Origin of the sequence: Moraxella porci DSM 25326, from assembly GCF_002014855.1 — a bacterium.
Lineage (GTDB): Bacteria > Pseudomonadota > Gammaproteobacteria > Pseudomonadales > Moraxellaceae > Moraxella > Moraxella porci.
The window spans coordinates 15,930-37,831 of record NZ_MUYV01000021.1 but is presented as its reverse complement, the minus strand read 5'-3'; the positions used below and the strand labels follow the sequence as shown (position 1 = coordinate 37,831).

23 protein-coding genes and 2 pseudogenes are annotated in these 21,902 nt (G+C 46.8%); 7 read left to right on the top strand and 18 right to left on the bottom strand.

Annotated elements, in window-relative coordinates:
- Window positions 1-97: 97 nt before the first annotated feature.
- From B0681_RS10395 to B0681_RS10160, 4 genes and pseudogenes are all read right to left on the bottom strand, one after another.
- Window positions 98-313, bottom strand: coding sequence for a hypothetical protein (locus tag B0681_RS10395; protein ID WP_143821241.1), 216 nt, complete (start codon window positions 311-313; stop codon window positions 98-100).
- Window positions 291-500, bottom strand: a complete 210-nt coding sequence (locus B0681_RS10170; RefSeq protein WP_078318606.1) for a hypothetical protein — start codon at window positions 498-500, stop codon at window positions 291-293. The genes B0681_RS10395 and B0681_RS10170 overlap by 23 nt, the downstream gene beginning before the upstream one ends.
- Before the next feature lie 112 nt (window positions 501-612).
- Window positions 613-759: pseudogene (locus B0681_RS10165) on the bottom strand (VENN motif pre-toxin domain-containing protein); the annotation flags it as partial.
- A 62-nt stretch (window positions 760-821) separates the two neighbouring features.
- Window positions 822-1,211: a DUF6984 family protein gene (locus B0681_RS10160; RefSeq protein WP_078318604.1), complete on the bottom strand. Its 390-nt coding sequence runs from the start codon at window positions 1,209-1,211 to the stop codon at window positions 822-824.
- Between the two features lie 371 nt (window positions 1,212-1,582).
- Here B0681_RS10160 and yaaA point away from each other — a divergent pair, with 371 nt between their 5' ends.
- Window positions 1,583-2,365: a peroxide stress protein YaaA gene (gene yaaA / locus B0681_RS10155; protein WP_078318603.1), complete on the top strand. Its 783-nt coding sequence runs from the start codon at window positions 1,583-1,585 to the stop codon at window positions 2,363-2,365.
- A 262-nt stretch (window positions 2,366-2,627) separates the two neighbouring features.
- Complete coding sequence (locus B0681_RS10150) at window positions 2,628-3,503, top strand: pirin family protein (protein WP_078318602.1); 876 nt, start codon at window positions 2,628-2,630, stop codon at window positions 3,501-3,503.
- A 65-nt stretch (window positions 3,504-3,568) separates the two neighbouring features.
- Here B0681_RS10150 and pta read toward each other — a convergent pair.
- Together pta and B0681_RS10140 are read right to left on the bottom strand one after the other, a co-directional pair.
- Window positions 3,569-4,561: pseudogene (gene pta, locus B0681_RS10145) on the bottom strand (phosphate acetyltransferase); the annotation flags it as partial.
- Between the two features lie 471 nt (window positions 4,562-5,032).
- Window positions 5,033-6,217 carry an acetate/propionate family kinase gene (locus B0681_RS10140; RefSeq protein WP_078318600.1) on the bottom strand — a complete coding sequence of 395 codons (1,185 nt, stop codon included), beginning with the start codon at window positions 6,215-6,217 and terminating at the stop codon, window positions 5,033-5,035.
- Window positions 6,218-6,588: 371 nt separating this feature from the next.
- Here B0681_RS10140 and lptM point away from each other — a divergent pair, with 371 nt between their 5' ends.
- The 4 genes from lptM to xerA all read left to right on the top strand — a co-directional run bounded on the left by lptM (window position 6,589) and on the right by xerA (window position 10,263).
- Window positions 6,589-6,738 carry an LPS translocon maturation chaperone LptM gene (lptM, locus tag B0681_RS10135; RefSeq protein WP_228143904.1) on the top strand — a complete coding sequence of 50 codons (150 nt, stop codon included), beginning with the start codon at window positions 6,589-6,591 and terminating at the stop codon, window positions 6,736-6,738.
- A gap of 35 nt (window positions 6,739-6,773) precedes the next feature.
- Window positions 6,774-8,084, top strand: coding sequence for a diaminopimelate decarboxylase (gene lysA, locus B0681_RS10130; RefSeq protein WP_078318598.1), 1,311 nt, complete (start codon window positions 6,774-6,776; stop codon window positions 8,082-8,084).
- A gap of 302 nt (window positions 8,085-8,386) precedes the next feature.
- Window positions 8,387-9,286 (top strand): diaminopimelate epimerase, encoded by a 900-nt coding sequence (gene dapF / locus B0681_RS10125; RefSeq protein WP_078318597.1) that lies wholly within the window; start codon window positions 8,387-8,389, stop codon window positions 9,284-9,286.
- Window positions 9,283-10,263, top strand: a complete 981-nt coding sequence (gene xerA, locus B0681_RS10120) for a site-specific tyrosine recombinase/integron integrase (RefSeq protein WP_078318596.1) — start codon at window positions 9,283-9,285, stop codon at window positions 10,261-10,263. Before dapF ends, xerA begins: the two co-directional genes overlap by 4 nt.
- Before the next feature lie 678 nt (window positions 10,264-10,941).
- On the opposite strand, the gene ubiM is transcribed toward xerA, so the two are convergent.
- From ubiM to B0681_RS10070, 10 genes are all read right to left on the bottom strand, one after another.
- The gene (gene ubiM / locus B0681_RS10115; RefSeq protein ID WP_078318595.1) at window positions 10,942-12,138 is read right to left on the bottom strand and encodes a 5-demethoxyubiquinol-8 5-hydroxylase UbiM; all 1,197 of its coding nucleotides are present in this window, start codon (window positions 12,136-12,138) and stop codon (window positions 10,942-10,944) included.
- Window positions 12,139-12,225: 87 nt separating this feature from the next.
- Window positions 12,226-12,678, bottom strand: coding sequence for a hypothetical protein (locus tag B0681_RS10110; RefSeq protein WP_078318594.1), 453 nt, complete (start codon window positions 12,676-12,678; stop codon window positions 12,226-12,228).
- Between the two features lie 73 nt (window positions 12,679-12,751).
- On the bottom strand, window positions 12,752-13,795 hold the full coding sequence (locus tag B0681_RS10105) for an FAD:protein FMN transferase (protein ID WP_078318593.1): 1,044 nt from the start codon (window positions 13,793-13,795) through the stop codon (window positions 12,752-12,754).
- Between the two features lie 18 nt (window positions 13,796-13,813).
- Window positions 13,814-14,329, bottom strand: coding sequence for a dihydrofolate reductase (locus B0681_RS10100; protein ID WP_078318592.1), 516 nt, complete (start codon window positions 14,327-14,329; stop codon window positions 13,814-13,816).
- Between the two features lies 1 nt (window position 14,330).
- Window positions 14,331-15,173: a thymidylate synthase gene (locus tag B0681_RS10095; protein ID WP_078318591.1), complete on the bottom strand. Its 843-nt coding sequence runs from the start codon at window positions 15,171-15,173 to the stop codon at window positions 14,331-14,333.
- Window positions 15,173-16,048 (bottom strand): prolipoprotein diacylglyceryl transferase, encoded by an 876-nt coding sequence (gene lgt / locus B0681_RS10090; RefSeq protein ID WP_078318590.1) that lies wholly within the window; start codon window positions 16,046-16,048, stop codon window positions 15,173-15,175. The genes B0681_RS10095 and lgt overlap by 1 nt, the downstream gene beginning before the upstream one ends.
- A 73-nt stretch (window positions 16,049-16,121) precedes the next feature.
- A complete protein-coding gene (locus tag B0681_RS10085) occupies window positions 16,122-16,619 on the bottom strand; it encodes a hypothetical protein (protein WP_078318589.1) in 498 nt (165 codons plus the stop codon).
- Window positions 16,620-16,742: 123 nt separating this feature from the next.
- Window positions 16,743-17,216: a hypothetical protein gene (locus tag B0681_RS10080; RefSeq protein ID WP_078318588.1), complete on the bottom strand. Its 474-nt coding sequence runs from the start codon at window positions 17,214-17,216 to the stop codon at window positions 16,743-16,745.
- A 440-nt stretch (window positions 17,217-17,656) separates the two neighbouring features.
- Window positions 17,657-19,291, bottom strand: coding sequence for a chaperonin GroEL (gene groL, locus B0681_RS10075; RefSeq protein WP_078318587.1), 1,635 nt, complete (start codon window positions 19,289-19,291; stop codon window positions 17,657-17,659).
- Between the two features lie 53 nt (window positions 19,292-19,344).
- Window positions 19,345-19,635 carry a co-chaperone GroES gene (locus tag B0681_RS10070; RefSeq protein ID WP_169835693.1) on the bottom strand — a complete coding sequence of 97 codons (291 nt, stop codon included), beginning with the start codon at window positions 19,633-19,635 and terminating at the stop codon, window positions 19,345-19,347.
- Window positions 19,636-20,046: 411 nt separating this feature from the next.
- On the opposite strand from B0681_RS10070, the gene B0681_RS10065 reads away from it, so the two are divergent.
- A complete protein-coding gene (locus B0681_RS10065) occupies window positions 20,047-20,784 on the top strand; it encodes a DUF3108 domain-containing protein (RefSeq protein WP_078318585.1) in 738 nt (245 codons plus the stop codon).
- A gap of 82 nt (window positions 20,785-20,866) precedes the next feature.
- Here B0681_RS10065 and B0681_RS10060 read toward each other — a convergent pair whose 3' ends face one another.
- Window positions 20,867-21,292 (bottom strand): hypothetical protein, encoded by a 426-nt coding sequence (locus B0681_RS10060; protein WP_078318584.1) that lies wholly within the window; start codon window positions 21,290-21,292, stop codon window positions 20,867-20,869.
- The gene (wrbA, locus tag B0681_RS10055; RefSeq protein WP_078318608.1) at window positions 21,289-21,900 is read right to left on the bottom strand and encodes an NAD(P)H:quinone oxidoreductase; all 612 of its coding nucleotides are present in this window, start codon (window positions 21,898-21,900) and stop codon (window positions 21,289-21,291) included. Before wrbA ends, B0681_RS10060 begins: the two co-directional genes overlap by 4 nt.
- Between the last annotated feature and the right edge of the window lie 2 nt (window positions 21,901-21,902).

Genomic DNA, 21,902 nt, shown 5'->3' with positions numbered 1-21,902 from the left:
GTAATTGTTAAAGGTACAGTGCGTAGGGTGCGTACAACACACCCTACCACTACGAGCTGAAGCGAAATGACGATTTGTAAAGGTGTGGATAAATAGTTCAATCTGTTTCATTCAAAATATCAACTTCATCCCATAAGGGTTGCAAATTATGGCTGGCTAAATAGGTGCCAAAATCCACAAAATTCAATAAGTCAATATCTTGATTTTCAAGCCACATGGCTTCACATTCTTCACACAAGAAAATAACTTCATTAATTTTATTAATTTTTGCTTTAAGTAAGTAGGCTTGCTCACATCTTGGACATATTAACATAATACATACCTCTAAGGAACTGGATAAGCTGTAATAACTTGATTGGTGCCAGTGCGCAGGGTGCGTACAACGCACCATTGAAACAGATTTGCTTAGCAACATCAACAGCACGCTGATTTTGTTCTTCTATGAGTTTGACCATTTCTAGTTTAAATTCGTTGCTGTACTGCTTACGCTGTTTTGTCATGAGAGATTACTCCCAGTTTGTGGTAGTATAATCTTTTATGGTGTGTCTGGGAATATTGTAGTGGTACAGTGACGCCCGCACCCCAGATTAATGGTGCGCTGTGCGCACCCTACTGTACTGCCATATCAGCAGCCACATTGACATCTTCACCAGCATAGGCAGCGGTGATGCCTGCGATCAGTTTGGCTTGATTGATGAGTTTTTCTTTTTCATCTTGGGTTAGGGTGTTTGGATTATCGGTATGCCAATCACCCCACATCTCACCGATGGTAGCAGCATCACAATCTTGTTTTTTGATATTTATTTTAGAATTTAAATCGTTTAATCCAAAGCAACTGGCGGGCTGGCAATATTATCAACTTGCAGAATTGTGCCTAGAGGGCTGGCTAGTGCTTCAAAATCCTGAGTAAAGCTATCAAGCTCATAGAGATAACCATCACGATCAACATATAAAGCAATGTTGATCAGCCTCCCATCGGTATCATAGGCAATAGCCTCCAAGATATTACAGCCAAACTTTCTTATATTGGCACTATCACGGCAAAATTGAAGAGATCCCATTCCATCATCACTTAAATCAATCACATACATATCTTCAAGCGGCTTATGTAATTTGCATGGCATATTGTTATGTTTTAATAAATATTTAATAAGTCGAATCTCGCCTTGTTTTAAACGGCGTGGTATTGGATCAGGGTTGTTGTGCATCATGAATCCGTCCTATATTAAAAATATCTACGCTTCTTCTGTTGATGGAATATGTTAAATTAGTGCGTAGGGTGCGCACGGCGCACCTTAAAAACATATAATTCATTGATATTATTCAGTTTTTTAAGTCAGGCTATGCAAGCTGACATCCTTGTTTAGACAAACCATTCCAAACACCGTCCACATACCAAGAGCAAAAATCAAGCATCACCTGCCGCCATCCAAGATGGACTTTGGTATAGTATATAATAAAAGCCACCAAGATCATAATCAATCAATCCAATCACCACCATCAGGATAATCAACATCACCGCACACCATGCTGATGATAAATTTGTTATAATAAGATCAAATGGGTTATTTTAGGACATCTCATGTATTTTTTACTCTCCCCTGCCAAAAATCTTGACGAAAAAACGCCCGTGCCGCTGTCTTTGGCAGATCACTACAGCACGCCTGCACTGATCGATCAGGCCAGCACTCTGATGCACACCCTCAAAGACTGCGATGTCATCGATCTGCAAGAACTGATGGGCATCTCCGCTAAGATCGCTGAACAAAATGTGCTGCGCAACCAAAACTGGGCTTATCCCTTTGATGATACCGCCAAGCCTGCCGTCTATCTGTTCGATGGCGATGTCTATACTGGACTGGATGCTTACCACCTAAGTGAAGATAATATTCATTATCTTAATAAGCATTTGGGCATCTTATCTGGCTTATATGGGCTGCTTGCGCCACTGGATTTGATGCTGCCGTATCGCTTGGAGATGGGTACAAAATTTAAGACACCACAGGCAGATAATCTGTACCAATTTTGGGGCGATCTCATCACCGATCTGATCAATGCGCGCATGAAAGAATCTGGCCTTGATACTTTGATAAATCTAGCATCCAATGAATATTATGGCGCGGTCAATCCTACCAAAATTGACGCGCGCATCATCACGCCAAGATTTGAAGATCAAAAAAATGGCCAGTATAAAGTCATCAGCTTTTATGCCAAAAAAGCTCGTGGCCTGATGGTCAATTACGCCGCGACAAATCAGATCACCGATGTAGAAAAACTCAAAGATTTTGACGCCGATGGCTATTATTTCGTGGATGAATTGAGCGATGATACGCAGTGGTTATTTCGTCGCGATGAACAGGTTTGAAGACTGATCGCAGGTTGTATTGCGCCTTGATCGATCTATCCAAACTTACAATAAAGTGGCTGATGGCCGCTTTATTGTTTTATGTTTTGGTTAAAATAAAAAGCATGGATGTCATAATCATCAGCTGATCCTACAGTGACACAGTTAACTTTGCATTTTTGCAAATTGACTTTGCAAAGTCAGCGCTTTTTTATCAAGATAACGCCCTTATAATACAAGTATCAATTAATCGATGGCCAAAGCCATCATTTAGGAGCGTTTTATGAAACAAGTAGCAAAAGTCTATGCAGCACCAAGCAAGCACTGGGTAGGTGATGGCTTTCATGTGCATGGTATGTTTAATTATCAAGAAACACACAAAAACCTTGATCCATTCTTATTGATGGATTATGCCTCACCAGAGCATTTCCCTGCCAATCCGCGTGCCGCACATCGCGGTGTGGGCGAGCATCCGCACCGCGGTTTTGAGACGGTGACCATTGCCTATCAAGGCGAGGTTGAGCACCAAGATTCAGCAGGTGGCGGTGGCGTTATCGGCACAGGTGATGTGCAGTGGATGACAGCAGGGTCAGGATTGATGCATGAGGAATTTCACTCAGAGGCATTTTCAAAGACAGGCGGCATGTTTGAGATGGTGCAACTGTGGGTAAATCTGCCTGCCAAAGATAAGATGACCCCGCCCAAATACCAAGCCATTACCCATGCAGACATTCCCGAGGTGCGTCTGGGTGATGCAGGCACAGCCAAGCTGATCGCAGGCGAGCTTGATGGTGTCATTGGCGCTGCCAGTACATTTAGCCCAATCAATCTGTGGGATGTGCGCCTAAATCAGAATGCTGAGCATACTTTTGATCTGCCTGAGAGTCACAACCTGTTGGTGCTGGTCTTGGATGGCAAGATTTTGGTGAATGATAAGGATGAGGCAGGCGCAGCGCAGCTGGTGACTTTTCATCGAGGCGGCAGTCAGCTGACCATCAAAGCCCAAACATCTGCCAAAATCCTCATCCTAAGCGGTGAGCCATTGAATGAGCCGATCGTCGGTTATGGCCCGTTTGTGATGAATACGCGCGAAGAGATCATCCAAGCTGTGCAAGATGTACAAAGCGGTAAATTCGGTCAAATTCGCCCAGACAGCTAAACCATCTTGTCAAATAAAAAAATCGCCCATCGTACTAATGGGCGATTTTTTGTGGTGTCGATCAATTATACCGCTTGAATCGCAGTCAATGCGATGGTATAGACGATATCATCCACCAAGCAGCCACGAGATAGGTCATTGACAGGCTTGTTTAGGCCTTGTAGCATTGGGCCGACGGCGATGACATTGGCATTTCGTTGTACAGCTTTGTACAGTGCATTACCCACTGATAGGCTTGGGAAAATAAAGACATTCGCCTGACCTGCCACAGGTGATTTTGGTGCTTTTGATTTTGCCACGCTCTCAACGACTGCCGCATCATATTGTAGTGGGCCATCAACTGCCAGCTCTGGCTTTCTTTGGCGTACGATTTCGGTTGCATTCGCCACCAAATCCACATCCGCGCCTGCGCCTGATGTGCCAGTTGAGTAGCTGATCATCGCGACTTTTGGCTCGATGCCAAAGACTTTTGCCGAATCAGCAGTTTGGATAGCGATTTCTGCCAGCTCTTCGGCGGTTGGGTTTGGATTCACCGCACAGTCAGCATAGACGGCCACAGATTCAGGCAGTAGCATGAAGAAACAGCTAGAGACTAGGCTATACTGTGGTGCAGTTTTGATCAGCTGAAATGCAGGACGAATGGTGTTAGCGGTGGTATGAATCGCACCCGATACCAAGCCATCAACATCACCCATCTGTAGCATCATCGTACCTAGCACGACGGTGTCTTGCAGTTGCTCTCTTGCCCCTGCTTCGTCAAGCTTGCCTTTGCGACGCTCAACCATCGGCGCGACATATTGCTCTTGCAAAGTAGCGGGATCGATGATTTGTAGATCGCTTGGTAGGGTTAGACCTTTTTCATCAGCGACTTTCTGCACTTCGTCTTTGGTCGCAAGTAGGATACAATCGGCAATGCCGCGAGTTTGGCAAATCACCGCCGCTTCGACAGTGCGTGGCTCCGCCCCTTCTGGCAAAACAATGCGTTTTTTGGCAGCTTGGGCGTTTTTGACCAGCTCAACACGAAACGCTGATGGCGAAAGATTTGGCTTACGGCTACCTGCTTTGATGAATGCTTTGGCATCGCCAGTTGTGGCAACTTCGCCGACCACACGCTCGCCGTACACTGCCTTACCAATGCTAAGTAGGGCTGCATTATCACCGACAAGTACCACATCTGCATCTAGTGCCAATGCCAAATCACGGTTGACTTGGTTTGCATAAGGATGCTGCGGGCTGATACCTGCCACGACCTTGATGTCATCAGTGCTTTCGTTTACTTTGGCATACACCAGCTCAAGCAAATCATCCAAATTGTTTTTTGCCAAAGCTGTTTCAAATGCCGCTTGTTCAAACGATGCAAAAGGCAAAAAGGCAGTGTCAGCAGTTTTGGTTGCAAAAGCATCAATATCAAATGCTTCGACCGGCACAAGTAAAATCGTTGTCATAATATTTCCTAAATAATTTGTCTTTATCGAACTGATTGATTAAAACCAATCAAAAACGCACCGTCAAACAGTGCGTTTTTTTGATCACAGACCAAGCACCGCACGGCTTTCGCTGGCGATTTGGAATTCTTCGTCAGTTGGGATAACCCACAGCTCAACGGCTGAGTCTGCGGTGTGGAAGCTGCCTTCAGCACCACGGAATAGCTCAGCGTTCTTAGCAGTATCTGCCTTCGCACCGATGTGTTTTAGGGCAGCGACAATGGCAGCGCGCATATCAGCGCCATTTTCGCCCACGCCACCAGTAAATGCGATACCAGTTAGCTCAGGCAAAGCAGCGGTTAGACTTAGGATGTATTTGGCAGTGCGATAAGCAAACATTTGTAGTGCCAGTGTCGCATCTGCATTACCTTCTTTGTCGGCAGCTTCTAGGTTACGCATATCGTTTGAGACGGTTGAGACACCCAATAGACCGCTCTTTTTATTCAGTAGCGTGTCGATCTCATCGATAGACATACCCAGTGTACGGCTTAGATGAATGTGCAGACCTGGATCAACATCACCGCTACGAGTACCCATCATAAGACCTTCTAGCGGCGTGATACCCATACTGGTGTCTAGGCTTTTGCCATCATAGACTGCCGTTGCCGAACAGCCATTACCCAAGTGAGCGATGATCCAGCCGTGTGTACCTGCTTTGTCAGTCAGCTCGCTGGCACGGTTTGACACATAAGCGTGTGATGAACCATGGAAGCCATAGCGACGGATTTGATGCTCAGTGTATAGTGCTTTTGGCACAGCATAGCGATATGCGTGTGCTGGCATGGTTTGGTGGAATGCCGTATCAAAAATCGCTACTTGTGGCAAATCAGGATAGATGCTGTTAATCGCACGGATACCAGCAGCGTTTGCAGGGTTGTGCAATGGTGCTAGCGTAGTTAGCTCATCGATGGTTGCCAATACTTCATCAGTGATGACGGTCGCTGATTTGAACTTATCGCCACCATGTACGACACGATGACCGACTGCCACAGGCTTATATTCTTTGATCAAATCTTCTAGGATAACCTTTAGAGCATCGGCATGGACGCCATTTGGAATCTCGATAACCGTCGCTTCACCGTCTAGGTTTTTGTGTTTGATGCGTGCTTCAGGATTACCCAAGCCTTCTGCCAAACCTTCGATACGGCTTTCGCCATCTTCGCTGATTAGGGCGTATTTGATTGATGATGAACCGCAGTTCAAAACTAAAGTAGGATTCACTAAGCTCATAAATGCTCCGATGTGATGGTAATTTGTTGTCAATGTCCATGTGGGTCGGTCCACCCACTTTATTGTATGGATAACCAAATAAATTAACCCTGATTGCTTGGATTGTCAAGCCTTAAATCTTAGATTTCATTAAAATATTCCGCCATTTTGTCGATTGGTCGCTGTTTGTGTGAGATTTTTTGATGATATCTGTGCAAAATTATAACAAGTATTTGATTTTTCATCAGTTATTTTATTGCCAAATCATCCTGTGGCGATGAAAAATTTTGCCTGATTTTTACGCCCAAGCGATGCTAATTTATGCTAAAATGTCCTGATTTTCAATTACCCAACTCATCCGAACGATGCGGATGTATCCGATGGAAGTAAGCATGATGAAAAAATCCGCTGTAGGGCTATTGGCTGCACTGGTGCTGACTTTGACAGGCTGCGGTCAAAAAGGTGCCTTGTACATTCCGACCGAGACTTCACCAATTATCCATGAAGATGGCACGGTCAGCCCAAATCCGAACGATTATTGATTCACTTATTATTTGAATATTATTTAGAGATTATGATGAATTTTGTACCTGCAAGCCGCCTAACTGATGGCGTGCTTAGTATCGATGCCGCCGTTTTGGTGGATGCTTTGCCCTACTTTTCTTATGTGGATAATGTACTTCATATTGACGGTGTCAGTAGTGAAACTCTAAAATCACACTATGATACGCCACTGTATGTCTATTCACGCCGTGCATTATTGGATAATTATCAGGCTTATACGCAAGCATTTGGCGAGATTAATCATCAGATTTGCTATGCTGTCAAAGCCAATTCAAACTTAGCGGTACTAAAGACCTTGGCCGATGCTGGTGCAGGCTTTGATATCGTCTCAAAAGGCGAGTTGGCTCGTGTGCTACAAGTGACTGATGCCAAAAAAGTCGTCTATTCAGGCGTGGGCAAGACTCTTGATGATATCGAATATGCCTTGAATGCTGATATCCACTGCTTCAATGTCGAAGCACTGAGCGAGCTTGACAGCATCAATAGCGTGGCGGCGAAGCTTGGCAAAGTCGCTCGCATCTCACTACGCATCAATCCAGATGTCGATGCCAAGACGCATCCGTATATCTCAACAGGCATGAAAGATAATAAATTTGGCATCAGTCATGAAGAGGCTATCAGTGCCTATCTGCACGCCAACAGCCTGCCACATCTACAAATCACTGGCATCGACTGCCATATCGGCTCACAACTGCTTGATGCACAAGGCTTTAGTGACGCACTTGATAAGCTGATAGAGCTCATTGACGAGCTGTCTGCCAATGGCATCACGCTTGATCATATCGATCTGGGTGGCGGTCTTGGTGTGCGTTATATTGACGAAAATCCCGTCAGTGTCGATGACTACGCAAAGCTGCTCTTGCCACGCCTAAAAGCATTGGGACTCAAGCTATACCTAGAGCCAGGGCGTAGCCTAGTTGCCAATACAGGCGTACTGCTAGCCAGTGTCGATGTGCTAAAACCCACCGAATTTAAGAACTTTGCCATCGTCGATAGCTCCATGAGTGAGCTGATTCGCCCTGCACTGTATGAGTCAGTGATGGCAATTATCCCGACAGATCTATCAAAGGCAGGCGACGAGAAAGTCTGGGATGTGGTCGGCACAGTATGCGAATCCAGTGATTTTATCGGTAAAGATCGCCTGCTATCGCTGTCTGTCGGTGATACTTTGGCGGTGACTGGTGCAGGTGCTTATGGCTTTACGATGGCGAGCAACTACAACACTCGTCCACGCCCCTGTGAAGTAATGGTCGATGACGGTACGCATCGCGTGGTGCGTCAGCGTGAAGTGCTGTCAGATCTATGGCGTGATGAGATCGCCTAATCTTAATCTCTATCGCTTAATCTGTATCATAAATCCCAAAAAAAAGATGAGTCAGGCCAATGACTCATCTTTTTTTGGTTTATGCGGTGCTGATTTAATCGCAGTCAGCAACTGGCGTTCATCACCCCATGTCACAATCCAATAGCAGCCACCTCGCCATCAAATCATTAAACTCAAACCCAAAAATAAAGTTGTTGTCATCGAATTTTCATCATTTGATCCCATAAAAGCATTAGCCAGTAAAGATTTTTCATGATAAGATAACATTATCAACCATTATAAATAAAAATAAGGATGGAACAATGCTGATCGAATTTACCAAAATGCATGGACTGGGCAATGATTTTATGGTCATTGATCTGGTCACACAGCGATTGACACTCACTCCCGAGCTGGTACGACTGCTTGCTGATCGTCGCATCGGTGTCGGCTTTGATCAACTTTTGATCGTCGAGCCGCCCAGCCGCCCTGATGTCGATTTTAAGTATCGCATCTTTAATGCTGATGGCTCAGAAGTCGCTCAATGCGGCAATGGCGCGCGTTGTTTTGCTTCCTTTGTCCAAGCGCGTAAACTGTCGTTTAAGCAGCGTTTGCGCGTCGAGACCGCAAGCGGCGTGATCATCCTGACCACCGATCGCTATGGCTGGGTGCAGGTCGATATGGGCAAGCCCAAGTTTGAGCCTGATGAGATTCCTTTTGCCCCAAAAGCCATCACCAAGATCGGCAATGCCTACCGCCTCGATGTTGATGGCACACCCGTGCAGCTGTATGTGGCCAATATGGGCAATCCGCACGCCATCATCAAGGTCGATGATGTGCTGACTGCCGATGTCGAACGACTTGGCAAGCGCATCGAATCTCACGAAGCATTCCCTGAGCGCGTCAATGTCAATTTTGTGCAAGTCGTTAATCAACGCCACCTGCGCATCCGCGTCTATGAACGCGGCGTCGGTGAGACTCAGGCCTGTGGTACAGGCGCCTGCGCGTCGGTCGCCACTGGCATTCGTGAAGGCTGGCTGGATGAAGGTGTGGATATTCGTGCGCAGCTGTATGGCGGCAGCTTGGCGATCCGTTGGCAACAAGGCTACTCACTGATGATGACTGGCCCGACGGCATTCGTCTATGAAGGTGTATTCAGTCCAGATGGCTTGGCGGCATCGGCAGGCATTAAGCTTGGTGCCAGCGATGATGCGACTGCATGAACAGACTGGCGCATCTGATCGCTGCTAGTCCCAAGCCCGAGCCAAACTCGGCGGCTTGGGGCTATTTGGCTGACTGGTGCGAAGAGCTTTATTTACAAAATTATTCTGCCAAAACCATCGCCACCTATCAGCAAGCGATCGGCCAGTTCATCGAATTTATAGAGGCAGATCATCGCATGGGCGCAGATGTATTGGCGTGTACGCGACAAGATCTGACGCGCTTTTTTGGCACGCGACTTGAAGAAGACGGCATCAGCACCAGCAGTGCCAAGCTCACCTTATCCGCCATCAAGCGCTTTTATCAACATCTGATCGACCAAGGCATCACCTCTCACAATCCCACCACAGGCTATCGACTCAAATCAGCTCCTCGAAAGCTGCCCACCATCGCCGATGAGGCATTGATGCAGCAACTGCTTGATCAGCCAATGCCGACTGAGCCTGCCAAAGCTCGGCTATGGGTGCGCGACAAAGCAATGTTTGAGCTGATCTACGGCAGCGGCCTGCGCGTCTCAGAGCTTGCCTCGCTGAACATCGATGACATCGATCTGGATGCCCAAGCGCTACGCGTCACAGGCAAAGGCAATAAAGTACGCCAAGTCCCCATCGGCTCTAAAGCGCGCCAAGCCCTCATCGACTATCTGCCGCACCGCGATCTGTGGCAAGAGCAATACTCGCCAGCGCTGTTCATCAGTGAGCGACACGGTACGCGCTTAAGCGTTCGCGCCATTCAACTGCGCCTAAAGATTTGCGCTACCAATGCTGGTATCGATCTGAATCTGCATCCGCATCTATTGCGCCATTGTTTCGCCTCGCATCTGCTGTCTGCCAGCGGTGATCTGCGCGCCGTCCAAGAAATGCTAGGCCACAGCAACATCAGCACCACCCAAATCTACACCCACGTCGATTTTGGTGCCTTAACTCGCGTGTATGACCATGCCCACCCACGCGCTCAGCACAGCCCAAAAAAGCCCTGATAAAGCACTTAACGCACCTTGATATCAATCCTAAGTGTGATGATCATGCTTAGGATTGTCTTTGGTGTGCTGATGACGGCAACCAGCCTAGCGCGTGGCTAAAAATTGTGATCTTATTAAAGTTATCCACATTTTTTTCCACAATTTATCCACTGCTGCCGTGAAACTAAAATGATCGATGATTTTGGAAAATATTTTGCCATTTTTGTCAATATTTTCATAAATCATAAGAAAAATATTTTATAAACCATTGATTTAATTATATTTATTTATAATATATAAAATTGGTTAATTTTTGTACAATTCGTCGTCAGCAGTTGGTTTTACTGGCTTTATCACTTAAAATTTCATAAAATTTGTGAAGTTATCCACAGTTTATGGGGAAAACTGTGCAAAGCCTTACTGCACAAGGCTTAAGGGTTTGAAGATGGGGTTTTTGATTATTATTTATAATTAGTTAAATAAATTTATATGAATAATTAGACTTGATCTATTTCAACATAACTGTGTATGTTTCACAAAATTGTCATCCATTTGTCTTAAGCTTGTCACGATCAAATAATTATCCACAGTTTATTCACACGCCATCCACAGGCTTATACACAGAGTTATCCACAGCCTTGTGACAAAAAAAATCAGCCAAAGTGCTTCTTTGGCTGATGATGCGATGGCGAAGTTTTAGCCCACCAGTTGCTTGGCGATCCAATGTTTGATCGGTGGCAAATTATTACTGATGCGCAAAGTCAAATCACGCACTGCTCGCATTGGCCGCGCTTCATTGGTAAACAGTGAGACCATCGCATTGGTACCGTGATACAAAGGACGGGTGTGCGCTTGATGGCGACGGTTATAGCTTGCCAATAAACGCGCATCGCCAATGTCTGCGCCGCGTCGATCGGCCTCTAGGATCATTGGCGCCAGAATGTTGGCACTGAGCAGACCCAGATTGTAGCCATGCGCGGTCACAGGATGCATCCCGACCGCAGCATCACCGATGAGGGCAGCACGCTTGGCATAAAAACGATGCGCATGTACGCCCATCAATGGATAGTGATGTACGCTGCCTGCGATGGTGAATGCGCCAAAACGATCGCCAAACATCCGCTGCGCCTCACGCGCCAATTCCTGAGGCTCAAGGCTAAGCAGCTCATCGGCTTGGGTGTTATCCAGCGTGATGACGCAGTTGGTCATCGTGTCATGCAAAGGCAGTAATGCCAAGGTGCGGCCGTATAAGAAGCACTCTTGGGCGGTCGCGCCATTGGACAGTGGGTGCGTCACTCGAAACACAATCACCGTGCGCCCAAAATCATGCATATCCGCGCCAATGCCGAGCATCCGACGCACGCTCGATAGGCGGCTGTCTGCTGCGATGAGTAGCTTGGCCGTCAGTGATCTGCCATCAGCCAAGCGTACCGTCGCCGCTGCGTCATCGGTTTTGGCATCGATGACAGTAGCGTCTGTAATCAAGTTTACATTATCCATCGTCGCCACCTCATCATAGACGGCTTTACGGATATTATGGTTGGAGATCAAATTACCCAATCGATCCAATGAACGCATCTGGCGCATCAGTTTAGGCACTTGAAAATCCAGTGAATAGTCCAGATTGCCGCTATAAACTTTAGCATTTTTAAGTGGATAAATCTCATCGCTTGGCAGTCGTTGCCAGACACCGAGATTTTGCAGGATCTCTTTTGAGGTGTTCGTCAGTGCGATTTCGCGGCCATCATAGGCAGGATCTTGTAATGATGACAGTGCTGATTTTTCGATCAGTGTCAGCTTTAAATCCGTATCTTTAAAAAATCGGGCAAATGCCAGACCTGCAGGACCTGCGCCCACTATGATGATGTCGCTGTGCTGGGCGATGGTGCTCATATTTCCTCCGATGGCTTTGGCACTTGATGATTACTTGGTGATGAATATATTGGACTGCAAAATGCTTATTGTAGAATACAGCAAAGATCAATCATTCTGCGCAGAACTCTGCTCTAGACGCTGATGATTGGCAAGCTCGTGGCGCACTGCCATCTGTACCCACGCGCGCAGATCCTCAGACAGCTGACTCATATGCTCACCCAAAAACTCATCAATCTGCGTCGCCAAACTTTGATTTAGCCGAGCTTCGATGTCATCAAAATCAGGCGCTGTCAATGCCTCAGGCTCATCGGCAGTCAGCGAGGTGGTCTCGATCGAGTGGATCAAACGATTGGGTTTGGCCTCACCGTCAGCTGATTCGATGCTGCTTGCCACCGCTTGATAAAAATCAGGATGCTGGAAGCGAAACTGGTCAATCGGCGCCTCGCTGTCAAGCAAGCTGATGATGTCATCCAGCTCATCATAAATTGCGCTGCGTGCAGGTGCAGGGGTGGCCAGCCAACGCTTGGCAAAATGGATGCTTGGTGAAAAATTACTCATATCTACCCTTAATCTATCTTTAATACTGCTTGTTATTGTAAAGCAAAATTCGGGTGCGTGCAATGACGCGGCTTTAATTGGGGAATTTTTGTTGCATGGCGTCGGTTTTGACGATGTCAAAGCCAGTTTTGTTGCTGTTTTCGATAATAAATAAAGCTTGGATACCTTCACGATTGGCAGTCGCCAGTGCGTCAGCATACGGCATCGCAGTCAGTGCTGTCGCCCAGCCATCTGCCAGTGCCACGCTGTCATGTAGCACAGTGATGCTTGGTGCACCATCTGCCACAGGATTGCCAGTGACGGGATTGATGGTGTGGCTGTATCGTACGCCCTCGTATTCGACCGAGTTGCGATAATTACCTGATGTGGCGATGTGTAGTGAGCCATCTTTTGGCTGAGTCAGTGTGGTGATGGTGTCACGAGTTTTGACTGAGCTGTCTGCGACGGGTGCATCCACTGCCAGTGTCCATGGCTTACCCTTGTCATTTTGTCCAAGGGTTGCGACTTCACCACCAATCTCAACCATATAGTTTGTGATGCCATAGCTGTCTTTGAGTGTTTGGGCGATGACATCGACGGCATAGCCTTTGGCAATGGCAGAAAAATCCAGTCCAACGCCATCGACGGTTTTTTGGATACTTTGACCATTGACCAGGACTTTATCTAGACCGATGACGGCTTTAGCTTTGGCGATTTCATCTGCATTTGGTGGCGACTGTAGGCGTTCTACACTCATTTGCTTGCCAAATCCCCATAGCTCAACAAGTGGATACACGGTCGGATCAAAAGCCTGATTGGATGCTTGGTAGATGCTTTGGCTATCAGCGAGCACCTTGGCAAAGTCAGCATCAATCTGTATCGGCGTCGCCGATGGCAGGCGATTGAATTTACTAATCGTGCTGTCATCCATATAGGTGGACATACTGATGTTGATGGCTTGCAAACGCTGATCAATCGAAGCCTGGATGGCTTTGGCATCGACGCCATCAGGGTGTTGATAGCTGATGTGGTAGCTGGTGCCCATGGTTTGCCCTTCGATTTTTTGATAAGTTGGCTGATCACTGCAAGCGCTGATGAGAGCGGCTGAACAGATGATGGCAATCGGGGTGTATTTCATGGGTATCACCTTGCTGCTTTAGTTGGTTTTTTGATAAGTGACAAAACGATAAGCCAAACCGCTTTTGTCACAGATATGTGTATCGCTTTGAGCCACTTTGATAAAATCATCAGTGATGACAGGATAATAAGCATCGCCTGTGATGTTGATATCTACTTCGGTAATCTCAAGGCGATCAGCCATCGCTAGGCTCTGCTGATAAATCTCACCACCGCCGAGGATATAGATGGCAGACTGCCCACGAGCGATGGCATCGACTTTGGCGGTACTGATGGCGTCTGCCAGCGTATGCGACACAGTCACGCCATCGTGATGAAAGGCCGTATCACGGGTGATGATGTGATGACTGCGGTTCGGCAATAAGCGACCCAAAGACTCAAAAGTCTTACGCCCCATGACAATCACGCCGCCTGTGGTGATGTTCTTAAAATGCTGTAAATCCGCAGGAATGTGCCACAGCAGCTGATTGTCCTTGCCGATACAGTGGTTCGTGCTTTTGGCGACGACATGGACGATTTTGATATCTTGGCTCATCTTATACCGCCACTGCTGCTTTGATGGCTGGATGGGATTGATAATCTTCGATCACGATATCATCAAAGCCAAAGTCAAAAATGTCTTTAATTTTGGGATTGAGCTTTAGTGTACATAGTGGCAGTGGCTCACGGCCAAGCTGAAGTTTGGCTTGTTCAAAGTGATTGCTATATAAGTGTGTATCACCACCTGTCCAGATAAACTCACCCACGCCAAGATCGCACACTTGTGCGATCATATGGGTCAGTAGTGCATAGCTTGCGATATTGAATGGTACGCCCAAGAATACATCGGCACTGCGTTGATACAGCTGGCAGGATAATTTGCCATCAATCACAAAAAACTGAAACAGCGTATGGCAAGGCGGCAGTGCTACTTGACCTGCTTCGGCAGGATTCCAGCCTGAGACGATCAGACGGCGAGAGTTGGGATTGGTTTTGATTTCGTTAATTAGCCAAGTGATTTGGTCAAAGCCATCAGCATTGTACACACCATCAGCATTTTTGCTTGCACCAAAATTACGCCACTGATGACCATAGACAGGGCCAAGCTCACCTTCGGCACGACCAAAGCGAGCGGTCTGCTCAGCAGTCGCCCACTCATCCCAGATGCTTACACCATTGGCTTGTAGATAGTCCACGCAGGTATCGCCTTTTAGGAACCAAAGCAATTCATGAATGATGGATTTCATGTGGACTTTTTTGGTGGTGAGTAGCGGAAAGCCTGCGGACAGATCAAACCGCATCTGATGACCGAACACCGAACGAGTGCCTGTGCCGGTGCGATCGCCTTTGTCGCCACCAGTTTCTAAGATGCGTGTGAGTAACTCAAGATATTGTTTCATCAGGCTTTTTTCCAATCATAAATGCGTTTTTGGTATGCCATCACCATTAAGATAATACCAAAAATAATCATCGGTAAACTGTATAATTGCCCCTTACTCATCCAACCAAAAATCAGCTCATAACCAACATCTGGCTGACGGAAAAACTCGGTCGTAAAACGGCTGATGCCATAGCCAAGCAAGAACAACGCCGACACAGCATAGCGTGGGCGTGGCTTGGATGAGAACCACCACAGCAGGATAAACAGTAGCACACCTTCGGTCGCCGCTTGGTACAGCTGTGATGGATGGCGTGGTAGTAGCAGATAGCCGCCGATATTGGCAGCGATGCTTTGTAGGGCGGGATTGGCTTGTAATAATTCAAAATCGGCATTGGCCGCCTGCGGAAAATACATCAAATGGCTGATGTCTGATGTCGAAACGCGCCCCCATAGCTCGCCATTGATGAAGTTGCCAATACGTCCAAACAGCAAGCCTGTCGGTACGCAAGGTGCGATAAAATCCAGCACGGTAAACGGTGCTTTTTTATATTTATGAGCAAAATACCACATGGCAAGCAGTACGCCAATAAACCCGCCATGAAAACTCATACCACCTTCCCAGACACGGAACAGGTATAATGGATTGGATATAAACTCGCTAAAATTGTACAAAATCACATAGCCGATGCGACCGCCGAGGATGACGCCCACCGAGCCAAAAAACACCAAATCAGAGACCATCTCAGTGGTAAAATCGCTGCGAGATTTGGTGCGATACCAAGCCAAAAAATACGCCGCCGCAAAAGCAAGCAGATACATCAAGCCGTACCAATGCAGCTCAACAAAACCCAAGTCCAGCGCCACAGGGTTGATTTGGGGGTGTAACACAGCCATAGATCATCCAGATAATAATTAAATTGCGCTTATTATAGCCCAATCAGCGGATTTTCGCCAATGCTGCTTCGGTTTACAGGCGCTGACAGACCATTTCTGCCTCATCATCATCGATTCTTTGAAGTGTGATCAGCTGCGTACGGGTCAACTGCGTGATGCGCTCGTCATACACGCTGCCATCTGGCTGGGCAGTCTCCACCCAATAAGGAATCGCGCCAAGCCTTGGGTCGTACTCAAACTTAAAAAGCTCAACTGGTCGATCATAAATTCTACCGTCTTCGATCCACCAGTCACCGTTTGATCCATAGCGCGTCATCCCTGATATTGTCTCGCCAAACCACTCTGTCGTGAGTTTGGCGACATCATGCTGCACATAGGTCTTATCTGCCAAATATTCGACATGATAATAGCCACGACTGGCAAAATCAGCACCTTTATAATCATACTGGCACAGCCATTTACCCAGCAGCTGTTTTTCTTGAGTATTCAGCTTGGATGTATTTGCCCAAACCGGCGAGCTGACCAAGACTAATAGCATCGGTAACAGCATGGTTATCATACATTTTTTCATCACTTATCCTTAATAATTGGATGCACCATCATAGCATAAATTCTGCCAATAGAAAAATGCCCAAAACCATGAGATTTTGGGCATTTTTCTATGTTGGTCTTTTTAATTGGTTTTAGCTTAAGTTTATAGCCGTGTGCAGTTGAAATATAAAGGGTCAGACTCATCAGTATCATCCACCGTATCAAAATGCTTATTATCCAATCGGATGATTTTTTCGGACACAGTGATCAACTCATTCATCAACTCACCAAAACCAACCAGCTCTAAGCGATCTGAGTAGTCCAGTTGTAATACCTTGGTCGCTTCCCAGTGATATCGATCGCCATCAATCCACCAAATGCCTTCACTCTTGGCACGATAAACACCATCAACATTGTCTTTACGAACCTGCCCAACTGTATCAGTGATAAAGCGACCATTATTGGATAGCTTGATGTACAAATAAGACTTTTCATATTGGATACCGCTAATATGCAATAACCGATATTCATAATGACACAGCCAGTCACCCACCGCCAATTTTGAATAATCTGCCGTATTGGCATAGGCTGTAGGAATTGCCGTGATTAACGCCAATCCCACCAAAAACCGCCTCATCAGTTACTCCAATTCATCATCAATAAAATAAACCCATCATAACCAAAACACATCACGAATGCAATTTCACCCAATCATTTAGCCAATAAAAATCCCCAAAACCGTAAGATTTTGGGGATTGATTTGGTGCTTAAAAAGCGGATTTCACTGTTTATATAGGCTAATCAAACCCAATGGCATGATACAAACCAATAATAAGCAAGTAAAATCGTTTGAGTGCTTATAGGGATTTTACGCCGTCTAGTATGTGGCTAGTGCTAAGTCAAGTGAGCGACGATGTACAATCTAGTACATCGAGCGAACTTGGCGACGCAATAGCCTATCATAGACAAGTAAAAATCGTTTGAGTGCGTGGCTGATGCTAGGCAGGCGAACGCAGGTGTACATGAAGTACATCAAGTGAGCCTAACGACGCAGCAGCCCGCAATCGGATGATTTTTTTACATCATACCGCCCATGCCGCCCATACCACCCATACCAGCTGGCATCGGTGCTTCAGGTTGCGGCTTGTCAGTGATCATCACTTCGGTGGTCAGCATCAGACCTGCGACAGATGCAGCGTGCTCTAGTGCTGAGCGAGTCACTTTGGCTGGATCAAGGATACCCATCTCTAGCATATCGCCATATTCGCCTGTGGCAGCATTATAGCCATAGTTGCCTGAGCCGTTTTTGACTTGGTTGATGATGACTGACGCTTCTTCGCCTGCATTGGTGACGATTTGGCGAAGTGGCGCTTCCATCGCACGGCGTAGGATGTTGATGCCTGCGTTTTGGTCGTCGTTGTCGCCTTTTAGCTCGCTCAAGGCTGCCAATGCACGCACTAACGCAACACCACCACCTGGCACGACACCTTCTTCGACAGCGGCACGAGTGGCGTGTAGCGCATCATCGACACGGTCTTTTTTCTCTTTCATTTCGGTTTCGGTTGCTGCACCGACTTTGATTACCGCGACGCCGCCTGATAGCTTAGCGACACGCTCTTGTAGTTTTTCACGGTCATAGTCAGAAGTAGATTCTTCTGCTTGGCGTTTGATAGACTCGACACGAGCATCGATGTCAGCTTTATTGCCAGCGCCATCCACGATGACAGTATTTTCTTTGCCAACGGTGATTTTTTTGGCAGTACCTAGGTGAGCGATTTCAGCAGTTTCTAGGCTTAGACCCACTTCTTCTGAGATGACCACACCACCAGTCAAGATTGCGATGTCTTGTAGCATTGCTTTACGACGATCACCAAAGCCGGGTGCTTTGACCGCACAAGTTTTCAGGCCGCCACGCAAGGTGTTCACGACCAGTGTTGCCAATGCTTCATTTTCGACATCTTCGGCGATGATCAGTAGCGGACGGCTGGTTTGCATCACTTTTTCAAGTAGTGGCACGATTTCACGAATGTTGTTGATTTTTTTGTCAACCAGTAGGATAAATGGATTGTCAAATTCACAAGTTAGGCTGTCTTGCTTATTAGCAAAGTATGGGCTGATATAGCCACGGTCAAACTGCATACCTTCAACCACTTCTAGCGCATCTTCAAAGCCTGAACCTTCTTCGACAGTGATCACGCCTTCTTTGCCGACAGTTTCCATAGCTTTGCTGATCAGCTCACCGATGGTGGTGTCTGAGTTGGCTGAGATAGAGCCGACTTGTGCGATGGCTTTATGGTCGTTGGCTGGTGTTGATAGATTTTTGATCTCGATCACAGCAGCGCGCACTGCTTTATCGATACCACGCTTTAGATCCATTGGATTCATGCCAGCAGCGACAGTTTTCATGCCTTCGGTTAGGATGGCTTGGGCCAGTACGGTCGCTGTGGTGGTGCCGTCACCAGCGACATCATTGGTTTTTGACGCGACTTCACGCACCAGCTGCGCGCCCATGTTTTCAAACTTGTCTTCAAGCTCGATTTCTTTGGCGACAGATACGCCATCTTTGGTGATAGTCGGTGCGCCAAATGACTTGTCAATCACCACATTACGGCCTTTTGGACCCAGTGTGACTTTGACAGCATTTGCCAATACATTGACGCCATTGATCATTTTTTCACGGGCTGATACGCCAAAGCTTACATCTTTTGCCATGAGAATTTCTCCATTATTTTAATTCAAATTGTTGATAAATTATAAACCGATCATTAAGCTTCTAATACGCCTAATACATCGCCTTCTTTCATAATCAGCAGCTCTTCGCCATCAACTTTGACCGTCTGACCTGCATACTGGCTAAATAGTACGGTATCACCAACTTTGACATCAAGCGCACGCACGCCTGCATCCGTGATTTGACCATTACCAGTTGCGATGACTTCGCCTTGTTGTGGTTTTTCTTGGGCAGAGCCTGGCAATAGGATACCGCCTGCGGTTTTTTGCTCTTCTTCGGTGCGACGGACAACGATGCGGTCGTGTAGTGGACGAATTTTCATAATAACTCCATGAATTTAAAGTTTTAAAAAGTACCGATTTAAAAAATCAATTTTAAAATGTTCTGTCTAGCTAAGTGGTGTTTGGGTGCCAAATTTCAAGCAAAAAAATAAAAATTTTGCACTTTTGATCCTGCTTTTGGAGATGTTTTAATGCAATCAATAGACACTTATAGCCCATTAACATCACCTTAATGGCAATCACATTGCTGTCAGATGGTTACATTTGTGCGTATTTTTGGCAAACAAATGAGGAATTGTTGCTTAATTTACGAATCGGTTGACATAAAAACCACAAAACGCCGCGATAAGCTGCTTGAAAATGTAACAAAATATATCCATTATAAAGACAAGTTTTTCAAATCATTGAAACTTTTGCAATTTGCAGAATGAATTATCGCAAAATTGGAGAAAATCATGACAAAATCACTGTTAAAAAAATTTTTCGATCACAAAATCAATCAAAAAACGCGCAATGTACTATTGGCCACTGCTGCAACCACGACGCTTGCCAGCGCGCCACTCATCGCGCAGGCGGCTGATTTGCCAGGCTATTCTGCGACTTATAAAGTCAGTGCCGATGGCAAAACTGGCACTGCCACGCGCACTTTGGTCAAAACTGGCAATAACTACAAATACACCGTCAACGCTCGCGCTGCCGGCATCGCCACCTTAAGCCAAACCGCCAGTTTCAGCCTATCAGGGGGTCGCATCGTCCCAAGCTCGTCATCGATGTCTGCTCGGATCTTGGGCGTAGGTAATACACATTCGGTGCAATTTAATAATCGCGCCAAAAATGTCGTCAGCACCTATAAAGGTAAGGCCACCACCATCGCCATGCCGCGCCAAGCGTATGATGATTTGAGTTTGGAAGCACAAATCCGTCAAGAGCTGATCGATGGTAAATTCAGCGGCTCATATCCACTGGTCAAACGCACAACGATCGAAACCACTAGATTCAAAAAAGCCGGTAGCAGCAAAATCACTGTGCCAGCAGGCACTTATGATGTGGTGCGGATCGATCGCATCCATGATGACCGCGACCGTGCGACGAGCTTTTGGCTCGCTCCAAGTCTCAATTATCTGCCCATCAAAGTCAGTCAAACTGCCGATGGCAAGGTCATCTCGATGGAATTGACCAAGGTTAATAAATAATCCACCCATCAACACCAAGAGTACCAAAGCCCTGATGTGTCGTCAGGGCTTTTATGTTGGCTTGGCAGCCACCTTAGAAAGTCTATTTAAATTGTGCGTTTTGTTTATGCATAGCAGGCAAGCGCTTAAGCAATAAGAATAATTGGCAGTTGATGATCAATAATAGCACCGCTTCGATGCACTGCACCACCGATACCGCCACTGGTGCCGCTTCATAAAGGCGCAGTAGCGCCATCACACCTGCCGCGCCCAAATAAACAAGTGCCACCATGCTTACCCAGATCAGCGCATAAGGCGAATTGCCCCGCCAGATAAAAGGCGTGCATAGCAGCGCTGGTATCAGGCCAAGTAGCTGCACTGCTACGCCTGCCCACAAGGACGCGCCTGTACTCACCGACACAGCCAGCGGATAGAGGATCGCTGCTATCAATAGCCATACAGCCCATGTTGGCTTTAAGGCTTGGTGCATGGGCTTGGCAGGCTTGGTTGGTTTATTGGATTTTCTCATGCTTGACCTGCTTTGCCAAGCTGCTTGACAAGTGTCGCAAGTCTTGTCCCTTGAGCGATGGCAAGAGCTTTTTCATCTTGAGTGATGGCAAATTCATGGCGAGTGCCTGAGACATGACTTGCCCCATACGGCGTACCACCACGGGCGGTAGTCGATAGCTCAGAATGCGCATAGGGTAAGCCCATCAGCAGCATACCGTGATGCAGCAGCGGCATCATCATGGTGACGAGCGTCGTCTCTTGGCCGCCATGCAGACTGCCTGTACTGGTAAAGACACAGGCAGGCTTGCCTTGTAAATCCCCTGCCAACCACAGCGACACGGTATTATCCCAAAAATATTTCATGCTCGCTGACATATTGCCAAAATGTGTCGGACTGCCCAATGCAAGCCCCGCGCAGCCTGCCAGCTCATCTTGGGTGCAGTATAAATCACCCTCATCAGGAATACCATCGGCAATCTGCTCACACACAGCAGATACCTTAGGTACACGGCGAATCTTCACCGCCATGCCTACATCCATCACCCCTTGGGCGATCAGATAGGCAAGCGATTTGGTGGTGTCTTTGGTGGTGTCGTATAACACTAGCACATAAGGGGCAGCAGTCATTG

Coding starts and splice junctions, on each gene's coding strand:
- B0681_RS10395 (WP_143821241.1), bottom strand. CDS start 313: ATGTTAATATGTCCAAGATGTGAGCAAGCCTACTTACTTAAAGCAAAA.
- B0681_RS10170 (WP_078318606.1), bottom strand. CDS start 500: ATGACAAAACAGCGTAAGCAGTACAGCAACGAATTTAAACTAGAAATG.
- B0681_RS10160 (WP_078318604.1), bottom strand. CDS start 1,211: ATGATGCACAACAACCCTGATCCAATACCACGCCGTTTAAAACAAGGC.
- yaaA (WP_078318603.1), top strand. CDS start 1,583: ATGTATTTTTTACTCTCCCCTGCCAAAAATCTTGACGAAAAAACGCCC.
- B0681_RS10150 (WP_078318602.1), top strand. CDS start 2,628: ATGAAACAAGTAGCAAAAGTCTATGCAGCACCAAGCAAGCACTGGGTA.
- B0681_RS10140 (WP_078318600.1), bottom strand. CDS start 6,217: ATGAGCTTAGTGAATCCTACTTTAGTTTTGAACTGCGGTTCATCATCA.
- lptM (WP_228143904.1), top strand. CDS start 6,589: ATGATGAAAAAATCCGCTGTAGGGCTATTGGCTGCACTGGTGCTGACT.
- lysA (WP_078318598.1), top strand. CDS start 6,774: ATGAATTTTGTACCTGCAAGCCGCCTAACTGATGGCGTGCTTAGTATC.
- dapF (WP_078318597.1), top strand. CDS start 8,387: ATGCTGATCGAATTTACCAAAATGCATGGACTGGGCAATGATTTTATG.
- xerA (WP_078318596.1), top strand. CDS start 9,283: ATGAACAGACTGGCGCATCTGATCGCTGCTAGTCCCAAGCCCGAGCCA.
- ubiM (WP_078318595.1), bottom strand. CDS start 12,138: ATGAGCACCATCGCCCAGCACAGCGACATCATCATAGTGGGCGCAGGT.
- B0681_RS10110 (WP_078318594.1), bottom strand. CDS start 12,678: ATGAGTAATTTTTCACCAAGCATCCATTTTGCCAAGCGTTGGCTGGCC.
- B0681_RS10105 (WP_078318593.1), bottom strand. CDS start 13,795: ATGAAATACACCCCGATTGCCATCATCTGTTCAGCCGCTCTCATCAGC.
- B0681_RS10100 (WP_078318592.1), bottom strand. CDS start 14,329: ATGAGCCAAGATATCAAAATCGTCCATGTCGTCGCCAAAAGCACGAAC.
- B0681_RS10095 (WP_078318591.1), bottom strand. CDS start 15,173: ATGAAACAATATCTTGAGTTACTCACACGCATCTTAGAAACTGGTGGC.
- lgt (WP_078318590.1), bottom strand. CDS start 16,048: ATGGCTGTGTTACACCCCCAAATCAACCCTGTGGCGCTGGACTTGGGT.
- B0681_RS10085 (WP_078318589.1), bottom strand. CDS start 16,619: ATGAAAAAATGTATGATAACCATGCTGTTACCGATGCTATTAGTCTTG.
- B0681_RS10080 (WP_078318588.1), bottom strand. CDS start 17,216: ATGAGGCGGTTTTTGGTGGGATTGGCGTTAATCACGGCAATTCCTACA.
- groL (WP_078318587.1), bottom strand. CDS start 19,291: ATGGCAAAAGATGTAAGCTTTGGCGTATCAGCCCGTGAAAAAATGATC.
- B0681_RS10065 (WP_078318585.1), top strand. CDS start 20,047: ATGACAAAATCACTGTTAAAAAAATTTTTCGATCACAAAATCAATCAA.
- B0681_RS10060 (WP_078318584.1), bottom strand. CDS start 21,292: ATGAGAAAATCCAATAAACCAACCAAGCCTGCCAAGCCCATGCACCAA.
- wrbA (WP_078318608.1), bottom strand. CDS start 21,900: ATGACTGCTGCCCCTTATGTGCTAGTGTTATACGACACCACCAAAGAC.